General features: G+C 74.6%; 21 protein-coding genes. 12 read left to right on the forward strand and 9 right to left on the reverse strand.

The window, feature by feature from the left end:
- Window positions 1-63: 63 nt before the first annotated feature.
- Both AWW66_RS10835 and AWW66_RS10840 read left to right on the forward strand, forming a co-directional pair.
- Window positions 64-432 (forward strand): VOC family protein, encoded by a 369-nt coding sequence (locus AWW66_RS10835; RefSeq protein WP_067363650.1) that lies wholly within the window; start codon window positions 64-66, stop codon window positions 430-432.
- Between the two features lie 290 nt (window positions 433-722).
- On the forward strand, window positions 723-3,737 hold the full coding sequence (locus tag AWW66_RS10840; RefSeq protein WP_067363653.1) for a carbohydrate binding domain-containing protein: 3,015 nt from the start codon (window positions 723-725) through the stop codon (window positions 3,735-3,737).
- Between the two features lie 213 nt (window positions 3,738-3,950).
- Here the strand turns inward: AWW66_RS10840 and AWW66_RS10845 are convergent, their stop codons facing one another.
- Window positions 3,951-4,457 (reverse strand): hypothetical protein, encoded by a 507-nt coding sequence (locus tag AWW66_RS10845; RefSeq protein ID WP_067363656.1) that lies wholly within the window; start codon window positions 4,455-4,457, stop codon window positions 3,951-3,953.
- 138 nt (window positions 4,458-4,595) lie between these two features.
- Window positions 4,596-5,471 (reverse strand): S66 peptidase family protein, encoded by an 876-nt coding sequence (locus tag AWW66_RS10850; protein WP_067363761.1) that lies wholly within the window; start codon window positions 5,469-5,471, stop codon window positions 4,596-4,598.
- A 345-nt stretch (window positions 5,472-5,816) separates the two neighbouring features.
- Here AWW66_RS10850 and AWW66_RS10855 point away from each other — a divergent pair, with 345 nt between their 5' ends.
- From AWW66_RS10855 to mptB (AWW66_RS10875), 5 genes are all read left to right on the forward strand, one after another.
- Complete coding sequence (locus AWW66_RS10855) at window positions 5,817-6,587, forward strand: type 1 glutamine amidotransferase (protein ID WP_067363659.1); 771 nt, start codon at window positions 5,817-5,819, stop codon at window positions 6,585-6,587.
- Between the two features lie 7 nt (window positions 6,588-6,594).
- Entirely contained in the window at window positions 6,595-9,729 is a 3,135-nt protein-coding gene (locus AWW66_RS10860; protein ID WP_067363662.1) for a bifunctional [glutamine synthetase] adenylyltransferase/[glutamine synthetase]-adenylyl-L-tyrosine phosphorylase, read from the forward strand.
- A gap of 73 nt (window positions 9,730-9,802) precedes the next feature.
- A complete protein-coding gene (locus AWW66_RS10865) occupies window positions 9,803-11,383 on the forward strand; it encodes a hypothetical protein (RefSeq protein WP_067363665.1) in 1,581 nt (526 codons plus the stop codon).
- 109 nt (window positions 11,384-11,492) lie between these two features.
- On the forward strand, window positions 11,493-12,920 hold the full coding sequence (gene mptB / locus AWW66_RS10870) for a polyprenol phosphomannose-dependent alpha 1,6 mannosyltransferase MptB (RefSeq protein ID WP_067363764.1): 1,428 nt from the start codon (window positions 11,493-11,495) through the stop codon (window positions 12,918-12,920).
- Window positions 12,917-14,398 carry a polyprenol phosphomannose-dependent alpha 1,6 mannosyltransferase MptB gene (gene mptB / locus AWW66_RS10875; protein WP_067363668.1) on the forward strand — a complete coding sequence of 494 codons (1,482 nt, stop codon included), beginning with the start codon at window positions 12,917-12,919 and terminating at the stop codon, window positions 14,396-14,398. Before mptB (AWW66_RS10870) ends, mptB (AWW66_RS10875) begins: the two co-directional genes overlap by 4 nt.
- An 88-nt stretch (window positions 14,399-14,486) precedes the next feature.
- Here the strand turns inward: mptB (AWW66_RS10875) and AWW66_RS10880 are convergent, their stop codons facing one another.
- Together AWW66_RS10880 and AWW66_RS10885 are read right to left on the reverse strand one after the other, a co-directional pair.
- Complete coding sequence (locus AWW66_RS10880) at window positions 14,487-15,560, reverse strand: hypothetical protein (protein WP_067363671.1); 1,074 nt, start codon at window positions 15,558-15,560, stop codon at window positions 14,487-14,489.
- Window positions 15,557-15,946 carry a PadR family transcriptional regulator gene (locus AWW66_RS10885; protein ID WP_067363673.1) on the reverse strand — a complete coding sequence of 130 codons (390 nt, stop codon included), beginning with the start codon at window positions 15,944-15,946 and terminating at the stop codon, window positions 15,557-15,559. The genes AWW66_RS10880 and AWW66_RS10885 overlap by 4 nt, the downstream gene beginning before the upstream one ends.
- 361 nt (window positions 15,947-16,307) lie before the next feature.
- Between AWW66_RS10885 and AWW66_RS10890 the strand changes: the two genes are divergently transcribed.
- The 4 genes from AWW66_RS10890 (at window position 16,308) to AWW66_RS10905 (ending at window position 18,640) form a co-directional block, all read left to right on the forward strand.
- On the forward strand, window positions 16,308-16,778 hold the full coding sequence (locus AWW66_RS10890) for a hemerythrin domain-containing protein (protein WP_067363676.1): 471 nt from the start codon (window positions 16,308-16,310) through the stop codon (window positions 16,776-16,778).
- 307 nt (window positions 16,779-17,085) lie between these two features.
- Window positions 17,086-17,298, forward strand: a complete 213-nt coding sequence (locus tag AWW66_RS10895) for a hypothetical protein (protein ID WP_067363678.1) — start codon at window positions 17,086-17,088, stop codon at window positions 17,296-17,298.
- Window positions 17,295-18,302 carry a DUF6907 domain-containing protein gene (locus tag AWW66_RS10900; protein WP_067363681.1) on the forward strand — a complete coding sequence of 336 codons (1,008 nt, stop codon included), beginning with the start codon at window positions 17,295-17,297 and terminating at the stop codon, window positions 18,300-18,302. Before AWW66_RS10895 ends, AWW66_RS10900 begins: the two co-directional genes overlap by 4 nt.
- Before the next feature lie 26 nt (window positions 18,303-18,328).
- A complete protein-coding gene (locus AWW66_RS10905) occupies window positions 18,329-18,640 on the forward strand; it encodes a hypothetical protein (RefSeq protein ID WP_157527365.1) in 312 nt (103 codons plus the stop codon).
- 62 nt (window positions 18,641-18,702) lie between these two features.
- On the opposite strand, the gene AWW66_RS10910 is transcribed toward AWW66_RS10905, so the two are convergent.
- The gene (locus AWW66_RS10910; RefSeq protein WP_083978394.1) at window positions 18,703-18,999 is read right to left on the reverse strand and encodes a hypothetical protein; all 297 of its coding nucleotides are present in this window, start codon (window positions 18,997-18,999) and stop codon (window positions 18,703-18,705) included.
- Window positions 19,000-19,159: 160 nt separating this feature from the next.
- Here AWW66_RS10910 and AWW66_RS10915 point away from each other — a divergent pair, with 160 nt between their 5' ends.
- The gene (locus AWW66_RS10915; protein ID WP_067363687.1) at window positions 19,160-19,420 is read left to right on the forward strand and encodes a GntR family transcriptional regulator; all 261 of its coding nucleotides are present in this window, start codon (window positions 19,160-19,162) and stop codon (window positions 19,418-19,420) included.
- 582 nt (window positions 19,421-20,002) lie between these two features.
- On the opposite strand, the gene AWW66_RS10920 is transcribed toward AWW66_RS10915, so the two are convergent.
- Genes AWW66_RS10920 through AWW66_RS36395 form a run of 4 tightly spaced genes read right to left on the reverse strand, consistent with a single transcriptional unit; the run spans window position 20,003 to window position 21,474 of the window.
- A complete protein-coding gene (locus tag AWW66_RS10920) occupies window positions 20,003-20,182 on the reverse strand; it encodes a hypothetical protein (protein ID WP_067363690.1) in 180 nt (59 codons plus the stop codon).
- Window positions 20,183-20,193: 11 nt separating this feature from the next.
- Window positions 20,194-20,490, reverse strand: coding sequence for a hypothetical protein (locus AWW66_RS10925; protein ID WP_067363693.1), 297 nt, complete (start codon window positions 20,488-20,490; stop codon window positions 20,194-20,196).
- On the reverse strand, window positions 20,487-21,155 hold the full coding sequence (locus AWW66_RS10930) for a peptidoglycan-binding domain-containing protein (RefSeq protein ID WP_157527367.1): 669 nt from the start codon (window positions 21,153-21,155) through the stop codon (window positions 20,487-20,489). Before AWW66_RS10930 ends, AWW66_RS10925 begins: the two co-directional genes overlap by 4 nt.
- A 22-nt stretch (window positions 21,156-21,177) precedes the next feature.
- The gene (locus AWW66_RS36395; RefSeq protein ID WP_083978395.1) at window positions 21,178-21,474 is read right to left on the reverse strand and encodes a gp53-like domain-containing protein; all 297 of its coding nucleotides are present in this window, start codon (window positions 21,472-21,474) and stop codon (window positions 21,178-21,180) included.
- Window positions 21,475-21,486 lie beyond the last annotated feature (12 nt).

Raw genomic sequence — 21,486 nt, forward strand, 5'->3', positions numbered from 1 at the left:
TCGAGGCTGGGTGTCGACCACGCCGGCCACTGGGGCCGGTCGCGGAGGCGCGGGAGGCGGCACATGTCCACGGCACCGGTGACCTGGTTCGAGGTCGGCACCGACCGGCCGGACGAGGCGGAAGGCTTCTACGGCGGGCTGTTCGGCTGGTCCTTCGAGGAGCAGGGCACGGTCGACGGCGGCTCGTACCGGGTGACCGGTGCCGGCGGGCCGGCCGGGGTCGGCGGAGCGATCCGGGCCACCGACGACGGCGTCCCCGGCTACGCGGTCTTCTACGTCCAGGTCCCAAACGTGGCTGACGCCTGCCGACGGGCCGAGTCGGCCGGGGGCCGGGTGGTCCGGCCCCCGGTCACCGCGCCGAGCGGCCTGGTCCACGCCCGGCTGGCGGATCCGACCGGCAACGAGTTCGGCGTCTTCGCGTCCCCCGCCTGAGCGCCCACGGCGGGATGGCCGGGGGCCGGCCGGCGGCCCGACGAGAACGGGGGTGGGTCGCTGGTCGGCTGCCCCGGACGTCCGCTGACGAGCGTCAACTCTGCAAGACATTTCCGTGGCTGCCGGCCATTTCCGTGGGCTTCCGCAAGGTGCTCCCCTTCCTGATCGGATGAACCCCTGGTTTCGGCGTATCCAAGCTGGTAACTTCCTGGCACCGCGTCTGCAACTTCTTGCAGCGCCTTCAGTGTCTTGCGCCCGCTGCTGCGGGCGCGGCTGTCAGGAGAGCCACCATGAGACGGACCACCACCACCCTCCGTCGCCGGTGGGGAGCGCTCGCGCTCGTCACCGGCCTGGCCGCCGGCCTGCTGCCCCTCACCGCAGCGGTCGCGGCCAACACCGTCACCGTCTACTACCAACCCCCGGCGGCCTGGGGGAGTTCGGTCAACATCCACTACGGCGTCGACGGCGCGGCCTGGACGGCCGTGCCCGGCGTCGCCATGGAGAGCGCCTGCGCCGGCTGGCGGCGCCGGACCGTCGACCTCGGCACGGCCGGCGGGCTCCAGGTCGTCTTCACCAACGGCGCCGGCGTCTGGGACAACAACAACGGGGCCAACTACCGGCTCGGCACCGGCACGGTCACCGTCGCCGCCGGGCGGACCGGCACCGGGAACCCGTGCGCCACCGGCACGCCGTCCCCGACGCCCACCACCAGCCCGTCACCGCAGGGAGCCCGCGCGGAGGTGTACTACCGGCTCACCACCACCCGGGGCTGGTCCGCCGCGAACATCCACTACCGGCCGACCGGCGGCGCCTGGACCCCCGTCCCCGGGGTGGCCATGGAGGCAGCCTGCGCCGGCTGGGTCCGCCGGACCGTCGACCTGGGCAGCGCGACCGGCCTCACCGCCGCGTTCAACAACGCCGGGGCCTGGGACAACAACAACGGGGCCGACTACACCCTCGGTACCGGGCGCAGCACGGTCTCCGGCGGCACGGTCACCGCCAACGCCGCCGACCCGTGCGCGACGCAGGCACCGGACACCACCGCGCCCTCGGTGCCGGCCGGGCTCACCGCCACCGCCGCCGGGTTGTCGGTGACGCTGTCCTGGACCGCGTCGACCGACGACCGGGCGGTCACCGGGTACGAGGTGACCCGGACCGGCGGCAGCGGCGGCTCGGTCACCGTCACCAGCACCGCCACCCGGTACGTGGCGTACGACCTCGCCCCGGACACGGCGTACACCTGGCGGGTGCGGGCCCGCGACGCGGCCGGCAACTGGTCGGCGGCGAGCGCCCCCGCCACCGCGACCACCGGGACCCGGCCGGCGGTGGGCGGCTCCCCGCTCGGCGGCGACCCGCGCGAGGACAGCATCTACTTCGTGATGACCGCGCGCTTCGCCGACGGGGACGCGGGCAACAACCGGGGCGGCAGCCAGCACGTGAAATCCGGCAACGCGGCCAACGACGACCCGATGTTCCGGGGCGACTTCAAGGGCCTGATCGACAAGCTCGACTACGTCAAGGCGCTGGGCTTCTCCGCGCTCTGGATCACGCCGGTGGTGCTCAACCGCTCCGACTACGACTTCCACGGGTACCACGGCTGGGACTTCCACCGGGTCGACCCGCGCCTGGAGAGCCCCGGCGCCAGCTACCAGGACCTGATCAACGCCGCGCACGCCAAGGGCATCAAGATCTTCCAGGACGTGGTCTACAACCACAGCTCCCGCTGGGGGGCCAAGGGCCTGTTCACCCCCACCGTGTACGGCACCCGCGACGACCAGTGGAAGTGGTACTACGACCAGCCGCAGGCCGGCCGGGAGTACAACCCGTTGGAGGAGCACCAGGGCACCGACCCGAACCTCACCCCGGCGCAGAACGCCCAGGCCAAGGGGCGGCCGTACAACGGTGACCTGTGGTCGTCCACCCCGCCGGCCGGCAACCAGTGCCTGAACTGGGGCACCCCCACCGGCGGGCGCAGCCAGGAGGGCTACACCCTGTACCACTGCCAGTGGCCGGTCCCGACCAGCAAGCTCTTCCCCGCCGACCTGTACCACCAGTGCTGGATCGGCAACTGGGAGGGCGAGGACTCGCGCAGTTGCTGGCTGCACGAGGACCTGGCCGACTTCAACACCGAGAACGAGCGGGTGCAGCAGTACCTGATCGACGTGTACAACAAGTTCATCGACATGGGGGTGGACGGCTTCCGGGTCGACACCGCCGTGCACATCCCCCGGGTCACCTGGAACCGGCGCTTCCTGCCCGCCATCCAGCAGCACGCGGTGGCCCGGCACGGCGAGAAGGGCAAGGACTTCTACGTCTTCGGCGAGGTGGCCGCCTTCGTCAACGACAAGTGGAACCGGGGCTCGGTCAACCACTCCGCGCAGTTCTTCACCTGGAAGGAGCGCAAGGAGTACAGCGCCGACGACGTGCGCGCCGCCATCGAGCAGTACGACTACGAGCAACTGCTCGGCCCCAGCGGGCAGCCCACCAGCGACAACGCCTTCCTGCGTGGCAACAGCTACCACGCTCCCGACCACTCGAAGTTCTCCGGCATGAACGTCATCGACATGCGGATGCACATGAACTTCTCCGACGCCGGCAACGCCTACGGCAACGGCAGGGACTCCGACGACAGCTACAACGACGCCACGTACAACGTGGTGTACGTCGACAGCCACGACTACGGGCCGAACAAGTCCGGGACCCGGTACACCGGAGGCACCGACGCCTGGGCGGAGAACATGAGCCTGATGTGGACGTTCCGGGGCGTCCCGACGCTCTACTACGGCTCCGAGATCGAGTTCCAGAAGGGGGCGCGGATCGACTGCGGGCCGAGCTGCCCGCTGGCCACCACCGGCCGGGCGTACTACGGCGACCACCTCGCCGGCACCGTCACCGCCACCGACTTCGGGGTGGTCGGCCAGGCCACCGGGGAGGTGGCCCGCACCCTGGACAAGCCGCTGGTCAAGCACGTGCAGCGGCTCAACCGGATCCGCCGGGCGATCCCCGCCCTGCAGAAGGGGCAGTACTCCACCGAGGGGATCACCGGCGGCATGGCGTACAAGCGCCGGTACACCGCCGGCGGGGTGGACAGCTTCGCCCTGGTCACCGTCTCCGGTGGCGCGACGTTCAACGGCATCCCGAACGGCACGTACCGCGACGCGGTGACCGGTGACGTGCGGACCGTCACCAACGGCACCCTCACCGCCTCGGTCAGCGGCAAGGGCAACCTGCGGGTGTACGTCCTGGACCTGCCCGGCAACCCCGCGCCCGGCAAGATCGGCACGGACGGCCCGTACCTGAGGTGACCGCCGGCCCGGGTGCGGCCTGCTCGTCGGCTCGCACCCGGGGTGGCCGCCGATCCCTGGCCGGGGGTGAACCCCGCCACCGGCCGGCGTGACCGACGCGCCGTCCGTCCCGGATCTCACCGGGACGGACGGCACCGGTCGGTCGGGCCCCGCCGAGGGGACCGTCCGGTCGTCGCGCGCGGCGGCCGGACGGTACGGCGGGGCCCGGCCGGGTCACTTGCCGGTCGAACCCTCGCCGGCGCCGTGCGGGCCGCCGCGACCCGGGCCCCAGCCACCGCCCGGGAAGACCCCGGACTCGACGGCCTTGACGATCGCGTCCGCCTGCTCCTGGGTCAGCTTGCCGTCCTCGACCGCCTGGTCGAGCCGCTCGGTCAGCTTCGCCTGCCGGTCGGCGGCGTCCCCGCCCCGCCAGTCACCACGCTCGCCCCGCTCCGGGCGCTCGGGGCGGTCGGCCGCGCGCTGCTCGCGCAGCTTCTCCAGCGCCGAGGTCACCTTCTCGGTGTCCACCCCCAGCTCCGTGGCGAGGGACTCGGCGAACTCCGCCTGCCGCTCGGCGTGCCGCTGCTCACGATCGGTACCGGCGCTGGCGCTGGCGCTCGGGGACGGGGTGCCGGTGTCGTCCCCGGCGGCGGCCACCGCCGGGGCCGCGAGACCCACTCCGAGCACGCCGGCCGCGGCCAGGCCGGCGAGGAACTGCTTCTTCGACATGGTGCGGGACATGCGGTCCTCCAACTCATGGTGATGTTCGGACCGACCCACCGTGACCGGCCAGGCTGGGCGGGACCCGTGCCGACCCTGTCACCCAGCTGAAAGTTCCACCGGGGCCGAACCGGTGGGGCGGGTGCGCCGAGAGTGCCGTCAGCGAACGGCGGAGGCGACGGTGAGGGTGGCGGTGGTGGTGTCGAGGGTGGCGGGGGTGCCGAGGGGGACGGTGAGCTGCTTGGTGCCGTGGCCGACGGGCAGGCCGCCCAGGACCGGTACGCCCAGGTCGCCGAGGCGTTCGGTGAGCACGTCGGCGACCGTGGTGGCCCAGCCGTCGGCGCAGTGGGTGAACTGGCCGACGGCCACCCCGGCCAGGCCGGTCAGCGCGCCCGCGCGACGCAGGTGGGTGAGCATCCGGTCGACCTTGTACGGCGGCTCCTGCACGTCCTCGACCACCAGCACCGCCCCGGTCAGGTCCGGCATGTCCGGGGTGCCGACGGTGGCGGCGAGCAGGCAGAGGTTGCCGCCGAGCAGGGGGCCGGTGGCCCGACCGGGTACCCGTACCGTTCCGGTCTCGGCGTCGGGATCGGCGGTGAGGGTCACCGGTGCGGTGGTGGTCAGCGCGGCGTGCAGCGACTCCGCCGAGCGCAGCGGGGTCCGCTCGTCCAGCCAGGCCGCCCCGGGCCCGTGCACCGTCGCCAGCCGGGCGCCCCGCCACAGCGCCAGTTGCAGCGCGGTGATGTCGGAGAAACCGGCCACCACCTTCGGGTCCCGCCGGACGGCGGCCATGTCGATCGCGTCGACGATCCGCTGGGCGCCGTACCCGCCCCGGGTGCAGATCACCCCACGGATCCCGGGGTCGGCGAAGGCGGCGTTCAGGTCGGCGGCCCGCAGGTCGTCCGTACCGGCCAGGTATCCGTGCCGGGCGTAGACGTGCGGGGCGAGGACCGGGCGCAGCCCCCAACCGGTGAGCAGTTCGATGCCCCGGGCGACCCGTTCGGGGCGGGTGGGCCCGGAGGGGGAGACCAGCATCACCGCATCGCCGGGACGCAGCGCGGGCGGCCGTACCGCGACGTCGACGGGCCCGCCACCGGCGCCGGCCGGATGGTCGGCGGGGTCGGCGGCACCGTCGACGGGGTGGCCGGCGGCGACCGGGTCGTTCGCGGTCGTGGGGGCGTGGTCCGGGCTCACAGCGGCCGAGCCTAGTCCCGCCGATCAGCCGGGCCGACCGGATCCCGCCGCCCCAGCCGGGCGGGTGCGCCCAGCCCGGCGGGGTGAGAGGGGAACCCTTCTCTACCCCAGGCGTTAACAGGGGGCCCTTCCTTACCACCCAACGCGGGCCGAGGGGGTGGGGCGGGACCCGATAGCCTCGACGTCGTGGGAACCGCGCTGGTGATCGAGAACGATGCGTCCGACGACCTCCGTCGGCTGGGGGAGTGGCTGACCGAGGCCGGGCTCGAACTGCGGGTGCTGCGCCCGCACGCCGGGGACGACCTGCCGGCCGACCTGTCCGGGTACGTGGCCTTGGTGGTGCTCGGCGGGGACCAGCACGCGTACCCGGCCGCCGACGGCACCCCGGGGGCACCCTGGTTCCCGGCCGTCGAGGGGCTGCTGCGCAAGGCGGTGCGGCACCGGGTGCCGACCCTCGGCATCTGTCTGGGCGCGCAACTGCTGGCGACCGCCCACGCCGGGCTGGTCGAGCGCAGTCCCGCCGGCCCGGAGGTCGGCCCCGGGGTGGTCGGCAAGCGGGACGCGGCCGACGGTGACCCGCTGTTCCGGTACGTGCCGTTGATCCCCGACGTCTTCCAGTGGCACGTCGACGAGATCACCGAGCTGCCCCGGGCGGCGACCCTGCTGGCCGCCTCCACCCGCTACCCGCACCAGGCCTTCCGCCTCGGTGACCGGGCCTGGGGGCTCCAGTTCCACGTCGAGTGCGACCCGGCGATGATCGCGCAGTGGTGCGCCGCCGACGCCGCCCTGCTGGCCGACCTCGGGTACGACCCCGAGCTGGTGGTGGCCGCCTGCGAGGCGGTGATGGTCGACGTCGAGGAGGTGTGGCAGCCGTTCGCCGCCCGGTTCGCCGCGCTGGCCCTCGGCGAGCTGACCGACGCCACCGTCCGGCCCACCCTGCCGCTGCTCGGGCACTGAGCCGGCGATGAGCAGACCGACCAGCACCCGACTCGCCCGGTACGGCTTCGGCACCGCCGAGGGCGAGGACGTCACCCGCGCCGCCGACCTGCTCGGCCCGGACGGGCTGGGCCTCTGGCGGCCCGAGGGCCAGGAACCGGTCGACGAGGCGGCGGCGACCCTGCTGTCCGCCCTGTCCCGGGCCGCCGATCCCGACCTCGCCCTGCGCCAGCTCCACCGGATCGTCGAGTCCGAGCGCCGGACCGCTCCCGAGGCGCCGTCGGCGCTCCTCGCCGCGCTGCGCGAGGACGCCGGCTTGCGTCGCCGGGTCGTCGCGGTGCTCGGTGCCTCGTCGGCGCTCGGCGACCACCTGGTCGCCAACCCCGACCAGTGGCACACCCTGGCCACCGCCGCCGACGGGCTCGCCCCGCTGGCCGACGGCCGCCTCCACCTCCCTCCGGCCGGCGGGCCGGCGCTGGCCCCGAACCCGGCCGGCGGGCCGGCGACCGGCAACGGCGCAGGGGCGGGCGTCGGGCAGGAACGGCCCCGGGTGCGGGGGCACCGGCGGGGCGGCCCGACCGGCAGCGGCCCACGGATCGCCGCGCTGCGCACCGCGTACCGGCTGGCGCTGCTGCGGATCGCGGCGGCCGACCTGACCGGTGGGCGCGGACTGGAGCAGACCATGGCGGCGCTCTCCGCGCTCGCCGACGCGACCCTCGCCGCCGCCTACGAGATCGCGGTGGACGAGCTGCCCGAGGGGACGCCCCGGCCCCGGCTGGCCGTGGTGGCGATGGGCAAGTGCGGCGGGGACGAGCTGAACTACGTCTCCGACGTGGACGTCATCTTCGTCGCCGCCGACGACGCCGACCTGACCGCCGGCACCACCGTCGCCACCCGCCTGATCCACATCTGCGGGCTGGTGGCCTGGCCGGTCGACGCCGCGCTGCGCCCCGAGGGCAACCGGGGGCCGCTGGTCCGGACCCTCGCCAGCCACTTGGCGTACTACCAGCGCTGGGCGCGGACCTGGGAGTTCCAGGCCCTGCTCAAGGCCCGCCCGGCCGCCGGTGACCTGGCGCTGGCCCGGGAGTGGCTGGACGCGCTCGCCCCGCTGGTCTGGCGGGCCGCCGAACGGCCCGAGGCGGTCGAGGACGTCCGCTCGATGCGCAAGAAGATCATCGAGAACATCCCGCCCGGGGAGCAGGAACGCGAGATCAAGCGCGGGCCGGGCGGGCTGCGCGACATCGAGTTCGCCGTCCAACTGCTGCAACTGGTGCACGGCCGGGGCGACGAGAAGCTGCGGGTGACCGGGACCGTCCCGGCGCTGCGCGCGCTGGTCGGCGGCGGCTACGTCGGTCGCGCCGACGGCGAGGGGCTGCTGCGCGGGTACCGCTTCCTGCGCACGGTGGAGCACCGGCTCCAGTTGCAGGGGCTGCGCCGGACGCACACCGTGCCGACCGACCCGGCGGGGCTGCGCTGGCTGGCCGCCGCGCTCGACTACACCGCCACCGGCGGGCGCAGCGCCGTCGAGGCGTTCCGCGCCGACTGGGTCGCGCACGCCACCGAGGTACGCCGGCTGCACGCCAAACTGCTGTACCGGCCGCTGCTGGAGGCGGTGGCCCGGGTACCCGCCGACGGGCTGCGGCTGACCCCGGAGGCGGCCCGTACCCGGTTGGAGGTCCTCGGGTTCGCCGACCCGGCCGGCGCGCTGCGCCACCTGGAGCGGCTGACCGGCGGGGTGAGCCGGACCGCCGCCATCCAACGGACCCTGCTGCCGGTGCTGCTCGGCGAGTTCGCCGACGCCCCCGAGCCGGACCGGGGCCTGCTCAACTACCGGCAGGTCTCCGACAAGCTCGGCAGCACCCCCTGGTACCTGCGCCTGCTGCGCGACTCCGGGCCGGTGGCCCGGCGGCTGGCCCGGGTGCTGTCGCTGTCCCGGTACGCCACCGACCTGCTCTCCCGCGAGCCGGAGGCGCTGCGGCTGCTCGCCGAGGAGAGCGAACTGGCCCCGCGTACCCGGGAGGCGCTCTGCGACGGCTTCGTCGCCGCCGCCGCCCGGCACACCGACCCGGTCCAGGCCACCCACGCGGTCCGCGCCCTGCGCCGGCGGGAACTGGTCCGGCTGGCCTGCGCCGACGTGCTCAGCCGGGCCGACGGGATCGCCCCCCGGCCGCCGCGCAGCGAGGGGGCCGCGCGCCGACCGGCCGCGCTCGCCGACATCGTCACCGCCGGCAGCGCCCTCGCCGCGGTCACCGACGCCACCCTCACGGCCGCGCTGCGGATCGCCCGCGCCGCCCAGCCGGGCCCGCCCGGCCTGCGTTTCGCGGTGATCGGCATGGGCCGGCTCGGCGGGTACGAGTCGAACTACCTCTCCGACGCCGACGTGCTCTTCGTCTACGACCCGCCGGAGGGGGTGGCGGAGAGCACGGCCAGCGCCGCCGCCCACGCCATCGCCGAGGAACTGCGCCGGCTGCTCAGCATGCCCGCCCCCGATCCGGCGCTCGGCGTCGACGCCGACCTGCGCCCCGAGGGCCGGCAGGGCCCGCTGGTACGCAGCCTCGCCGCGTACTCGTCCTACTACTCCCGCTGGTCGAAGACGTGGGAGGCGCAGGCGCTGCTGCGCGCCCGGTTCGTCTGCGGCGACGCCGACCTGGGCACCGAGTTCGAGCAGATGGTCGACCCGGTGCGCTACCCGGACCGGGGGCTGACCCGCGAGCAGGTGACCGAGATCCGGCGGATCAAGGCGCGGGTGGAGCACGAGCGGCTGCCCCGGGGCGCCGACCCGGCCACCCACACCAAGCTGGGCCGGGGCGGGCTCGCCGACGTCGAGTGGGCGGTGCAGTTGCTCCAACTGCGGCACGCCGGGGCGGACCCGGCGCTGCGCGGCACCCGTACCCTCGACGCGCTCGGCGCGGCCCGGGACGCCGGCCTGGTCGACGAGGCCGACGCCGAGGCGATGGCCGCCGGCTGGACCATGGCCGCCCAGGTCCGCAACGCGCTGATGCTGGTCCGGGGCCGGGCCGGTGACCAGCTTCCCCGGCACGGCGTGGAGTTGGCCGGGGTGACCCGTGTCCTCGGCCGCGACGACCCCGGCGAGTTCCTCGACGAGTACCTGCGCACCGCCCGCCGCTGCCGCACCGCCATGCAGCGCGTCATGGAGGCCTGACGTGCAAGGAAGGGCCCCTTCTTATCGCTTTCCGGATAGCAGGGGCCCCTTCCTCACCCCGGGGGCGCTCACCGTGGGCGCGGCGGTCGCGGCGGCGGTGCTGCTCGGGGTGGCGTTCCTGCTCGCCCCGCCGATGGGCACCGACCTGGCCGCCCAGGAGGCGCGGGCCGGGTTCGTCGAGCGGTACGGCCTCACCCCGGTCGACCTGGGCTGGTACGGCGGGGTGCACCAGCACGGCTACAGCCTCTTCACCGCCTGGCTGGGCGCCCGGGTCGGCGTACCCCTGCTCGGGGTGCTCGCCGCGATCGGCGGCGCGGCGGCGTTCGGCTGGCTGCTGGTGCGGCACCGGGCCCGCCGGTCGCTGCTCGGCGGGGTCCTGGGCGCGGTGGTCCTGGTCGGCAACCTGGTCAGCGGCCGGGTGACCTTCGCCGTCGGGCTGACCCTCGGTCTGCTGGCGCTCTGCGCGGTCTCGCTGGACCGTCCGGGTCGGGAGTTCCGGCTGGCCCTGGCGGCGCTGCTGGCCGCCGCCGCCACCTGGGCCAGCCCGGTCGCCGGGCTGTTCACCGGGCTCGCCGGGGGCGCGCTGCTGCTGGCGGGGCTGCGCCGGGAGCAGGGCGGGCCGGGCCGGCGGCTGCCGGGCGGCTGGTGGGTCGACCGGCCGGTGGGCGAGAGCCTGGTGCTCTGCCTGGCGCCCGCCCTCGCGCTGGTCCCGATGGCGCTGCTGTTCGGCAACGGCGGCACCCAGCCGTACTCGCCGGAGTCCATGAAGATCAACGTGGCGCTGGCGGCGGTGACCTTCCTCGTGCTGCCCCGCCGCCGTCGGGCGCTGCGCGTCGGTGCCGTGCTCACCGCGCTGCTGCTGGTCGGCGCGTACTACCTGCCCAGCCCGATCGGCTCCAACGCGCTGCGGCTGTCGATGCTCTTCGCCGTCCCGCTGGTCGCCGCGTTCGCCGCGCTGCCCCGCGCCGCCCTGGCCGGACTGCTGGCCGCCCTGGTCTGGTGGCAGCCCCCGGTGATGCTCGACGACCTGGGCCGGGCCGGCTCGGCGGCGTCCACCGCCGCCTTCTACCGGCCGCTGGTCGAGGAACTGGCCCGCCGGCAGCCGGTCGGCCGGGTCGAGGTGGTGCCGCTGCGCGACCACTGGGAGTCGGCGTACGTGCCGCCGGAGGTCCCGCTCGCCCGGGGCTGGGAGCGGCAGGTCGACACCGCCCGCAACGCGCTGTTCTACGAGGGCACGCTCACCGCCGACCGGTACGCCGACTGGCTGCGCCGGGAGGCGGTCAGCCACGTGGCGCTCGCCCCGGACAGCCCGCCGGACCGGTGGGGCCGGGCCGAGGCGGCGCTCATCGAGGCCGGGCTGCCGTACCTGCGTGAGGTGTGGCGGGACGACACCTGGCGGCTGTACGTCGTCACGGACCCCACACCGCTGGTCGCCGCGCCCGCCCGGCTGGTCGCCGCCGACCAGGCGGCGGTGCGGTTCAGCGTCCCCGCTCCCGGCGAGGTGACCGTCCGGGTGCGCTGGTCCCGGTGGCTCACCCTGACCGGCCCGCAGGGCTGCGTGACGGCCGGCGACGAGGGGACGGTCACCGTCCGGGTCACCGCCGCCGGGGAGTACCGGCTGGGCAGTTCGCTGCGCCCCGCCGGGCACTGCTGACCGCTCCGCCGGGTACCACTGACCGGCCTGCCGGGCGCTGCTGACCGACCCGCCGGCCCGGGGCGTGGCGGTGACGCCGCCGCTGCGTCGCCCGGACCGGGCTGGCAGCATGGCGGACGTGCCTCACCACCTCGTCCGCTGGGCCGGCTTCGCCGGGTCCGTCCTGCTCGCCGTCTCGGCGTACCTCGGCGGCGCCCTGCCGTCGTCACCGCTGCGCAGCTCACCGGTGGCCATCTGGCAGAGCCGGCACGGGCCGGTGGTGCTCGCCGCCTGGCTGGTCGGTACAAGCCTGCTGGCCTGGGCCTGGTGGTCCCTGCGCAACCGGGACCCGCACCCGCGCTGGGTGCTGGTCACCGCCGGGCTGTGGCTGCTGCCGATGCTGGTGGCCCCACCCTTCGGCAGCCGCGACGTGTACGCGTACGCCTGCCAGGGGGCGAGCTTCATCAACGGGATCAGCCCGTACGAGCAGGGCGTCTCGACGCTGCCCTGCCCCTGGCTGGACACCGTCTCCCCGATCTGGCGGGACACCCCGGCACCGTACGGGCCGCTGTTCGTGCTGATGGCCGGGGCGGTGGTCGGGATCACCGACTCGCTGACGGCCAGCATCGTGGCGTTCCGGGTGATCTGCCTGCTCGGCGTGGTGGCCACCGCGTACGCCGTGCCGCCGCTGGCCCGGCGCTGCGGCGTACCCGTCGGTCGGGCGCTCTGGCTGGCGCTGGCCTGCCCGCTGGTCGCCGTCCACCTGGTCGGCGGACCACACAACGACTCGTTGATGATCGCTCCCCTGGTCGGTGGCCTGGCGGTGGTGGCCAGCCGGCCGGGGCGGCGCTGGCCGCTGCTGGGCGGCGGCGCGCTGCTCGGCCTCGCGGTGGCGGTGAAGGTCACCGCCGTGGTGGTGGTGCCGTTCGCCGTCCTCGCGGCGGTCGTCGGCCCGGTCACCCTCCGGTCGGTGATCCGCCACGGCGGCTGGGTGCTCGCCGGAGCCGTCGCCACGATGGTCGGCATCACCTTCGGCGGCGGGCTGGACTTCGGCTGGGTCGGCGGGCTCACCACCGGCGGCGCGGCCGTCGCCTGGACCTCCCCGCCGACCGCCGTGGGGCAGACGGTCAACTCGGTGGCCCAACTCTTCGGAAGCGGGATCGACGCCATCCCGGCGGCGCGTGCCGTCGGAGTGGTCGTGCTCGCCGGCACGCTGGTGTGGATGTGGTTCCGGGCCTGGCACCAGGACCCGCTGCGCTACGCCGGGCTGGCGCTGGCCGTCACGGTGGCGCTCGCCTCGGTGGTGCACCCGTGGTACTGGACCTGGCCACTCGCCGTGATCGCGGCGACCACCGTCCGGTCGACCTGGGCCGCCCTGGTGGCGCTGGTCAGCATCTTCCTGATCCTGCCCGACGGGGTGGGGCTGGCCCGGTACACCAAGATCCCCGGGGCGCCCCTGATGACGCTGTTGCTGATCCTCGGCGCGGTCGCGTTGGTACGGTCGTTCCGGGCCGAGGACCGGCTCCGCGCGGCCGACCGCGCGGGACGAACCGGGTGACCGCGCACGCCGGGCCGCTGACGTACGCCGGGCCGGTGGCGGCCCGGGTCGTCCGGTGGGCCGGGTTCGCCGGGGCGGTGCTGCTGACCGTGACCGGCTGGTCCGGCGGGGCGCTGCCGGACGTCCCGGCGAACCGCTGGGACGGGGTGCCGGTGCTCGCCGGCTGGCTGGTCGGCACGCTGCTGATGACCGGGGCGTGGTGGGCGCTGCGCCGGGGCGCGCCGTCGACCCGGTGGGCGTACCTGACCGCCGGGCTGTGGCTGCTGCCGCTGCTGGTCAGCGCCCCGCTGGGCAGCCGGGACGTCTACTCGTACGCCTGCCAGGGCTGGGTGTACGCCGACGGCGGCGACCCGTACGCCACCGGGGTCGCCGAGGCCGGCTGCCCGTGGACCGAGGCGGTCTCCCCGCTGTGGCGGGACACCCCCGCCCCGTACGGGCCGTTCTTCCTGCTCCTCGCCGCGCTGGCGGCCACCCTCGGCGGCGGCCTGACCGGCACGGTGCTGTTGCTGCGGCTGGTCGCCCTGGTCGGGGTGCTGCTGGCCGCGCTCTGCCTGCCCGGCCTGGCCCGGGCCGCCGGGGTGCCCACCCGCCGGGCGGCCTGGCTGGCGCTGGCCAGCCCGCTGGTCGGGGTGCACCTGGTGGCCGGCGCGCACAACGACGCGCTGCTGGTGGGGCTACTGCTGCTCGGCCTGCTGGTGCTGGTCCGCAGTCCCGGCAAGCCCCGCCCCCTGCTGGTCGCCGGGGTGTTGCTCGGGCTGGCCGTGGCGGTGAAGGCGACCGCGCTGGTGGTGCTCCCGTTCGCCGCGCTCGCCGCCGTGCTCGGCCGCTACACGGTACGCGCGCTGCTGCGCGACGCCGGCTGGCTGGCCGGCGGGGTACTCGCCGCGCTGGCCGCGACCTCGCTGCTGTCCGGGCTCGGCCTCGGCTGGGTGGCCGCCCTGGCCCGTACCGGCGACTCCGAGCAGTGGACCTCCCCGCCCACCGCAGTCGGCTTCGTGCTCGACTACGCCCTGGAGCTGACCGGCCGGCGGCCCGGGGCGGTACCGGTGACCCGGTTCGTGGCGGTGCTGCTGCTCGCCGGCTTCCTGGCCGGCCTCTGGTGGTGGTCGTGGCGGTCGGTGCGGCGGCTGAGCGGGGCCCGGCAACGGGTGCACCGGCTGACCGCCGCCCGGGTCCGGGTCTCGCTGCTCGGGGCGGGCCTGGCGCTGGCCGCCACGGTCGTCCTGGCCCCCGTCTTCTACCCCTGGTACGCCACCTGGCCCCTGCTGGTGCTCGCGGTGGTGACGACCCGGACCACCTGGTTCGTGCTGCCGTGCGCGCTGGCCAGCTTCCTGACCCTGCCGGACGGCACCTCGCTGGCCCGGTTCGCCAAGGCCCCCGGCGCCCTCGCGATGACGGGGTTGGTGCTGGTCGCAGCGATCTGGGCAGCCCGCCGGGCGAGTGCAAGGAAGGGCCCCTTCTTAACGCCTACGGTATAGAAGGGTTCCCCTCTCACACTCGCCCCGCCCGACGCGGCGCGCGGACCGCCCGACGGGGACTCCGGCCGGCGGGGCGTGGACCGGCCGGTCAGTCCGGCCTGCCGCAGGTGGGGCAGCGCGAGTCGGACTGGGACGTCGGGGCGGACTGGGAGGTTGGGCCGGGCTGGGACGTCGGGCCGAATTGGAGGGTCGAGCCGGGCTGGAGGGTCGAGCGGAACCAGGATGGTGGGGCGAGGCGTCGCCGGGCGGCCACCGCGAGGGGCAGCAGGAGCGGGCCGGCCAGGGCGACCACCACGGAGGAGCCGACCAGGGTGGGGTAGGTGGGACGCGGCGCGCCGGCCAGCCCGTCGACCGCGCCGGCCAGCAGGTGGACGGTCAGCAGGCCGATCGGGGTGAGCAGCACCAGGAGGGCCCAGCCGCCCCGGTGGTCCTGCCGCATGGCCAGCCCCACCCCGAGCAGCACGGTCACCGCGAGCAGCAGCCCGCCGGCGGGCGGCAGCACCGCCTCGGCCGTCCAGCCGTAGTAGCCCCAGTACCTCCCGGCCCCCATCATGCTCTGCATGGTGGCGGCGGCGAGCGCCGCGCCGGCCAGCGGAGCGTACCGGGCCAGGGGTGCCGGGCGGGTCGGCAGCGCGAGCGCCAGCGCGCCCAGGGCCGCCTGCGGGACCAGCACCAGCAGCGGCGGGCGGGGCAGGCCGGTCGCGGCGGCGACCGGTACCACGGCGACGGTGAGCAGCAGCGCGCCGCCGATCGTGAGCCGCGCGGCCCGGCCGGGCGCGACGGCCAGCACGAGCGCGGCGAGCAGCCAACCGGCCCAGACGACGACCCCGAGCGAGACGAACGGCCCGAATCCGGGCACACCGAACACGGTCGGCGCGCGCAGCTCGCCGACGGCCCAGATCCCGGCGAGGGTGGTCGCGGTGAGCAGCGCGAGGGCTGCCGCGAGGCGTACCCCGGGGGTCAGGTCGTCGGCTCCGGCGGCCCGCAGCCGCTGGCGGACGCCGCCGCGCAGCAGGTCCGTGGCGTCCGCCGGGGAGGGCCAGCGTCGGCCCGGTCCGGCCAGGTCGAGGTACGTGCCGACGAGTTCCGCGCCGCGTTCACGGCGGTAGTCGGCCGGGTACGCGCGCAGCAGCCACCGGTAGCGGCGTTCCAGGTCGGTCATGCCAACCCTCCGGCGGCGCGCAGGGTGCCGGGGCGGGTGGCACCGCCGGCCCGGTGTGGGGGTGGAGCGGCGGCCCGGTCGCGTAGCCGGCTGCGGGCGACCTCGACGTTGCGGCGCAGCCGCTCGGTCTCGGCGTCCAGCGTGGCGTGACCGGTGTCGGTGAGCCGGTAGTAGCGGCGCAACCGGCCGTCGACCACCTCCTCGCGGTCGGCGTCGATCAGGCCGGCGTCGGTGAGCCGGTCCAGCGCGCCGTAGAGGGTGCCGGGGCGCAGGGCGAGCCGCCCCTCGGAGAGGGCGGCGACCTCGCCGATGATGCCGTAGCCGTGCATCGGCTCCCGGGCCAGGGCGGTGAGGATCAGGAAGGTCGGTTCCTGGATGGTGGCCATGCCGAGAATATACCGCTGACGAAGGTATAACGTCAGCGAATCTGTCGGTCGTGGCTGAACGCTGGCGGTTTTCCGACGCTTTCCCGGCGTGTCGCGGCGGAAGACCGCCAGCGCTCTGGGGGCTCTGGCCAGTAGCCAGGCCACCGATCGGCGAGTGGGTCGATCTTGCGCCCTGGCCGAGGGGAGTAGCGCGACTGTGCGAAGTCGGCGGGGTCGGCGGGGCGGGCCGGGGGACCTGCCCGCGGTCGATGCCGGCTAGAGTGACGGGAGCGTCGCGTGCCGGTGGCAGGCTGTGCCAGGCATGGAGGCGCCGGATCACGAAGGAGCACGACGATGACGACGTCGTTCCCTTCGCCCTCGTGTGTCTGAGGGCGAGCGGACCAGGCTGATCGCCTGGAGTCAGGAGATGCGCGCCGTCCACGGACGACTGCGCGACGCCCTACAGGTCACCCGCGACGCGGTGCACGGCGGCGCGGGGGCCGAGCCGGCCACCCGCGATCTGCTGCTGTTCTGTCACGGGTTCTGTGCCGCGCTGGCCGGGCACCACGAGGGTGAGGACCACCACCTGTTCCCCGCGATCGCGGCGGCGCACCCGGAACTACGCGACACCCTGCGGTACCTGAAGCAGGACCACTCGATGATCGCGCATCTCCTCTCCGGCCTGCAGGCTGCCGTGGAACGGGCCGCGACACCGGTGGAGATCGACCGGCACCTGGAGGGGATCGCCGCCATCATGGAAAGCCATTTCCGGTACGAGGAACGTCAGCTCCTGTCGGTGCTCGACACCCTCGCCCTGGAAGCGGAACCGCGCGAGGTCCTGGGGCCGCTGTAGGGTTCACCGCGCCCGGCCGGGGACGCGAGAAGGCCCCCAGGACGTCCTGGGGGCCTTCTCACCGGTACGACGGACTGCTCAGCAGTCGAAGTACATCGCGAACTCTCTTCACACGTTTGCGCATGTTGGCTGCCGTTGATAGCCGCGCTTGACCTCGGCGAACAGCCCTCCATCAGTTGGTCAGCGTTGGGTGTCTGCGGACTTCCTGCGGACCAGATGCGGACCCTGACCCCGCAAACGTAGGCGGACCCGGACGCGGTGACTCCAACACCGGCCGGGCCCTTGATCGACCCCAGGAGGTCGACCCATGAGCACCGTACCGTTCACCGCGCCCGACCCCGATCGGGTGGCCAGCAACCGGGCGTTCCTCGCCCGGTACGGCAACAGCCCGACCGTCGCCCTCGGCTACATCGGGCGGTCCCTGATCGACGCGGCGGCGGCCGGGCCCCTCGCCCCGGACGTCGCCGACGCCCTCGCCATGTACACGGCGTGGTCCGCGAACCTGGGCGGCACCCGGTGAGCGCCCGCCACCCCCGCGCGAAGCGGTGGGAGCAGTGGAACCGCCGGCCCGGCAACCGGTCCATGTCCAGCCTGCCCCGCCGCCAGCGGTACACGGCCGACCAGCTCGACGCCACCGCCGACATCGCGATGAAGGCCGGCGAGTCGATGGGCCGCCGGTGGGCGGAGCGGGACCTGTACGAGGCCCTGGCGCAGGACTTCGTGCTCCGTGAGGACGCGACCCCGCAGGACTTCGTCGAGCTGGCCGCGTGGGTCGGCGGGAAGGCGCTCGCTGGCGAGGCGTCCGACCCCGGGCTGTTCACCCGGCTCCGCCGGCTCGACGACGACGGGGACAGCGACAGCGAGATGTTGGCGGCGCTGCGGGCGGCCGACCCGGAGTTGGTGCGTCGGATGGCCGACATCTTCCGCGACCCCACCCTGACCGGGGAGCAGGTGAAGGAAGCCCTGGAGGCGTTCGCCCGGGAGATCGGCGTGTTCCCGGAGGGTGTCACTACTGATGACACCCCGGCGGATGACCTGCTGGACGTGGCCGAGGTGGCCGGGGTGGCTGCCGACCGGGCGGCCGAGGAAGCCGGATGGTGGTCCGGGCCGGTCACCGTCGGCCGTCCGGCGCCGCTGGTGTGCCCGCTGTGGTGCACCACCGACCACGACGCCCCGGGCGACGTCCGGGCGGGGATGCGGCTGCACGTGCGCCGGGTGGCCACGGTCGACCGGGACGGGGAGCGCGTCGCCCGGGTCGAGATCGTGTCCTGCGACGACCTGGCCGGCGGCGAGCACGGCCCGGCGGAGATCGTCGTCGAGGCCCGGGACGCGTACGGGCCGGACGAGGCGGAGAGCATCGCCGCCGGCCTGGTCGAGGCGGCCCGGGTCTTCCGGGGCGAGGTGCCGGCCGATGCGGCCGAGGAACTGGTCGCCGAGACGGAGCGGGCGCTGCGGCGGATCGCCGAGGGCCCGGCCGGGTGGACCCCGGGCGACGGGGATCAGGGCGAGGGGCGCGGCGCGTGACCGGCCCCGGGCCGGCAACCACCTCCGTGACGGAAGCGGTTGACCGGGCCCTGTGCCCGCCCTGGTGCGTGCGCGTCGACCACGAGCGGTACGCCTCCGAGCACCTGTCGACGCCGGTGCAGGTCCTCACCCCGACCGGCCGGACCGTCGTCCGCCTGGAGTCGACCGGGTACCGGGCGCCGATGGTGTCGGTGTCGCACTGGAGCAACCTGGTCGAGCCGGATGAGCCGGTGACGTCCGAACCGGACGACCTGCTGTTGCTGGACCTGTCCTCGGCGGCCGAGATGGCCGCCGCGGTGGTGTCGCTGATCGGCCGGGAGCTGGGCCAGCCCCGGTAGCGAGCAGGGCCGCCGGGCACACACCCGGCGGCCCTCCGCTCGACTCCGTCACCCTGACGGAGTCACCGCGTCCAGGCGAGCAGCCGGCGGAACAGGTCGTGATCACCCGGCACGTCGATCAGGTCCGCGACCGCGACGTTGAGCACCTCGGCCATCGTGATCGACAACAGGATCCGGTCCCCGCACGCGTCGGCGGTCAGCTTCACCCGGGCGTGCGGGCACGGCCACGGGTCCGGGCAGTCGGGCGCCGCGCACCGCCAGCTCGGCCGGTCGGGCAGGTGCCGGCCGATGCCGGCGATCCGGGCGAGGGTCCGCATGACGGCCGGTGCGTCCGGCGTCGGGCCGTGTTCGTCGACCATGAGGGGTGACCTTCCGGGTTGTGGACGCGCCGCGCCGGCCCGGGTTCGGGTCACCGTGTCCGGCACAGCGCGTAGCCGCACCGTACCGATTCTGGTTCACCTACGTCTAGGTACGTAGAAGGTTGAGTTGGTTCATGCCGAGACTTCTAGCGTCGGAGGCATGGACTTCGACCCGGACGGCAGCATCGACCACGCCGGGCCGGTGCCGCCCTACCGGCAGTTGGCCGGCATCCTGGCCGCGCGGGTCGGGCGCGGGGACTGGCAGCCGAACCGGGCGATCCCGTCGGAGGCTCACCTGGTGCAGGAGTACGGGGTGGCCCGGGCCACGGTGCGCCGGTCCATCGCTGTCCTCGTCGACCAGGGCGTGCTGTTCGTGGTCCCGCAGCGCGGCACGTACGTCAAGGGACCTGCACTGCCGTAACAGAGGTACAGGCCGTCACTCTGCCGCTGCTTGCGGGGTCCTCGGGGGACCTGGCAACCGTGGGCACGGTGCCCACGGTTGAGAGTGACGGCCTGTCACTCTCAACGCCAGTCGTGGGGCTCTGCCCCACACCTGATCAGTTCCTGCCGTAACAGCGGTGACCGAGGGGGTGCCTACAAGACACCCCCTCGGCAACCACTGGCGTGACACCAGTGGTTTACCGGGCCAGTCGTGGCCGTCACGGCAACAACTGTCCGCTGCCCTCACTGCTGATGAGGGCAACCGAGGTGCTCACCACCGTGGTCGTCGGGGCGTACACAGTCTGGACACCCTTGATGACCTGCGTCTGCCGCAGGTCACCCGTCACTCCTGCTGACGGGTGCTGCCCAGGGTGAACGGATCGTTCACCCTGGCATCGCACATTGGCCTTGACCTGCTCGGATGCCGTAAGGGGAGCGAATCGCTCCCCTTCCTGCCGTCACTACCGCCGCGGTGGTGCCGGGGGTCGGGGCCCGGCCGGCCCGGTCGGCCTGGTGGTCCGGACCGGGCTCGGCGCGGGCGGCGGCGTCGGGCGAGGGTTGCTCACCGGGCCTGCTCGGCCGGCGCGTTGGGCACAGCCCAGATCGCGCCGAGCGCGCCCAGCGTGGCGATGGCCACGCCCACCCACTCGGCCGGGGTGACCTGCCCGTCGGTCAGCGCGGTGCCCAGGGCGGTCAGCCCCGCCACGGCCGCGCCGGTGATCGCCTTCGCGTACGTCTTCACAGTGCGTCCCTTCAGTTCGTGATCTTCGGCAGCAGGGCCAGGGCCAGGGCGGTCATGGACAGCAGGACGGCGGCGGCCGGCAACGGCCACAGACGGGCCTCCACCGCCCGGACCCTGTCCTCCAAGTCCTTGATGCGGGGTGACGGCCGGACCTCTTCCACGGCCCGCAAGCGGGTCTCGTGGTCGCGGATGTCCTCGCCGTGTCCCTCGGTCTGGCTGGCGATCCGGTCCACCGAGGCGGTGAGCCGGATCAGGGCGTCGTAGATGTCCCGCGAGGTGATCATCACGGGGCCGAGCGGGTCGGTCACGGTGCTGCCCCGGTGGCGGTGACCTCGCCGGTGATGGTCAGGCGGGCGGGCAGGGTGCCGGGCGGACCGGCGGGACCGGCGGGGCCCCGGGCGCCGGCCGGACCGGCAGGGCCCGCCGGGCCGCGCGCACCGCCCGCCTTCATCGCGGCCGTGAACGCCGACTGCGTACGCGGGCCCCACCGGTCGTCGATCGGTCCCGGGTCGAAGCCCGCGCTCTTGAGCGACTCCTGGATGCCCTTGACCAATCCGGTCATGTCTCCTCCGATTCCCCACGAGCTGGTGTTGTCGTATGGCCCGCCGGACTTGCCGTCCGGGCCGGTGCCGACGCTGATGTGCACGTGCGTCGTGTGGGGGTTGGAGCCGGTGTACGGCCGCCATCCCTCACTGGCCCTGGCCACGCTCCAGATCCGCCGGTTGAAGATCACGTACTTGAGCGCCGGGTGGCGCGGCGCGGCCACCAGGTCGGCGGCAAAGTCGGCGAGCCGGAGACCCTTGTCGCCGAGCACGTCGATCGCGCACACCACGTTCTGCCCGTTGGGGTTGTGGTCGGAGGGCCGTCCCCGGTGGGCGGCGTCCCCGATCGTCCACACCGTGGTCCCCGGGTGCAGGGCCCGGATCTCGGCGGTCAAGGTCTCCAGGCTGCGCGCCAGCCTCCACGACGCCATGGTCATGCTCTCCCGTCTCTCGTCACGGCTCGATCGCCTGCCAGTGGAGCTGCACGGTGACCGTCGCCGACGACACCAGGTCGACCCGCACCGTCATCGCCGTGGTGCTGACCGAGGTGACCACCGCCGACGACCGGGCGGCCGACGCTGCGGAACTGACCACCTGGCACAGCACGCGCGGCGCAGCCGAGAACGGCGTCGGGAAGGTCACCGTCACGCTGCTGGTGGTGCTGGCGGTGAACGACACCGACGCGACATCGGCCTGGTAACCCCGGGACCGGAACGGCGTAATCACCTGGCCGGGCAACAAGTTCCCCACGCTCTACCTCCT

Source organism: Micromonospora rosaria (assembly GCF_001567585.1).
In the GTDB taxonomy this organism is placed as follows: domain Bacteria; phylum Actinomycetota; class Actinomycetes; order Mycobacteriales; family Micromonosporaceae; genus Micromonospora; species Micromonospora rosaria.

Coding starts and splice junctions, on each gene's coding strand:
- AWW66_RS10835 (WP_067363650.1), top strand. CDS start 64: ATGTCCACGGCACCGGTGACCTGGTTCGAGGTCGGCACCGACCGGCCG.
- AWW66_RS10840 (WP_067363653.1), top strand. CDS start 723: ATGAGACGGACCACCACCACCCTCCGTCGCCGGTGGGGAGCGCTCGCG.
- AWW66_RS10845 (WP_067363656.1), bottom strand. CDS start 4,457: ATGTCCCGCACCATGTCGAAGAAGCAGTTCCTCGCCGGCCTGGCCGCG.
- AWW66_RS10850 (WP_067363761.1), bottom strand. CDS start 5,471: ATGCTGGTCTCCCCCTCCGGGCCCACCCGCCCCGAACGGGTCGCCCGG.
- AWW66_RS10860 (WP_067363662.1), top strand. CDS start 6,595: ATGAGCAGACCGACCAGCACCCGACTCGCCCGGTACGGCTTCGGCACC.
- mptB (WP_067363764.1), top strand. CDS start 11,493: ATGGCGGACGTGCCTCACCACCTCGTCCGCTGGGCCGGCTTCGCCGGG.
- AWW66_RS10880 (WP_067363671.1), bottom strand. CDS start 15,560: ATGACCGACCTGGAACGCCGCTACCGGTGGCTGCTGCGCGCGTACCCG.
- AWW66_RS10885 (WP_067363673.1), bottom strand. CDS start 15,946: ATGGCCACCATCCAGGAACCGACCTTCCTGATCCTCACCGCCCTGGCC.
- AWW66_RS10895 (WP_067363678.1), top strand. CDS start 17,086: ATGAGCACCGTACCGTTCACCGCGCCCGACCCCGATCGGGTGGCCAGC.
- AWW66_RS10910 (WP_083978394.1), bottom strand. CDS start 18,999: ATGGTCGACGAACACGGCCCGACGCCGGACGCACCGGCCGTCATGCGG.
- AWW66_RS10915 (WP_067363687.1), top strand. CDS start 19,160: ATGGACTTCGACCCGGACGGCAGCATCGACCACGCCGGGCCGGTGCCG.
- AWW66_RS10930 (WP_157527367.1), bottom strand. CDS start 21,155: ATGGCGTCGTGGAGGCTGGCGCGCAGCCTGGAGACCTTGACCGCCGAG.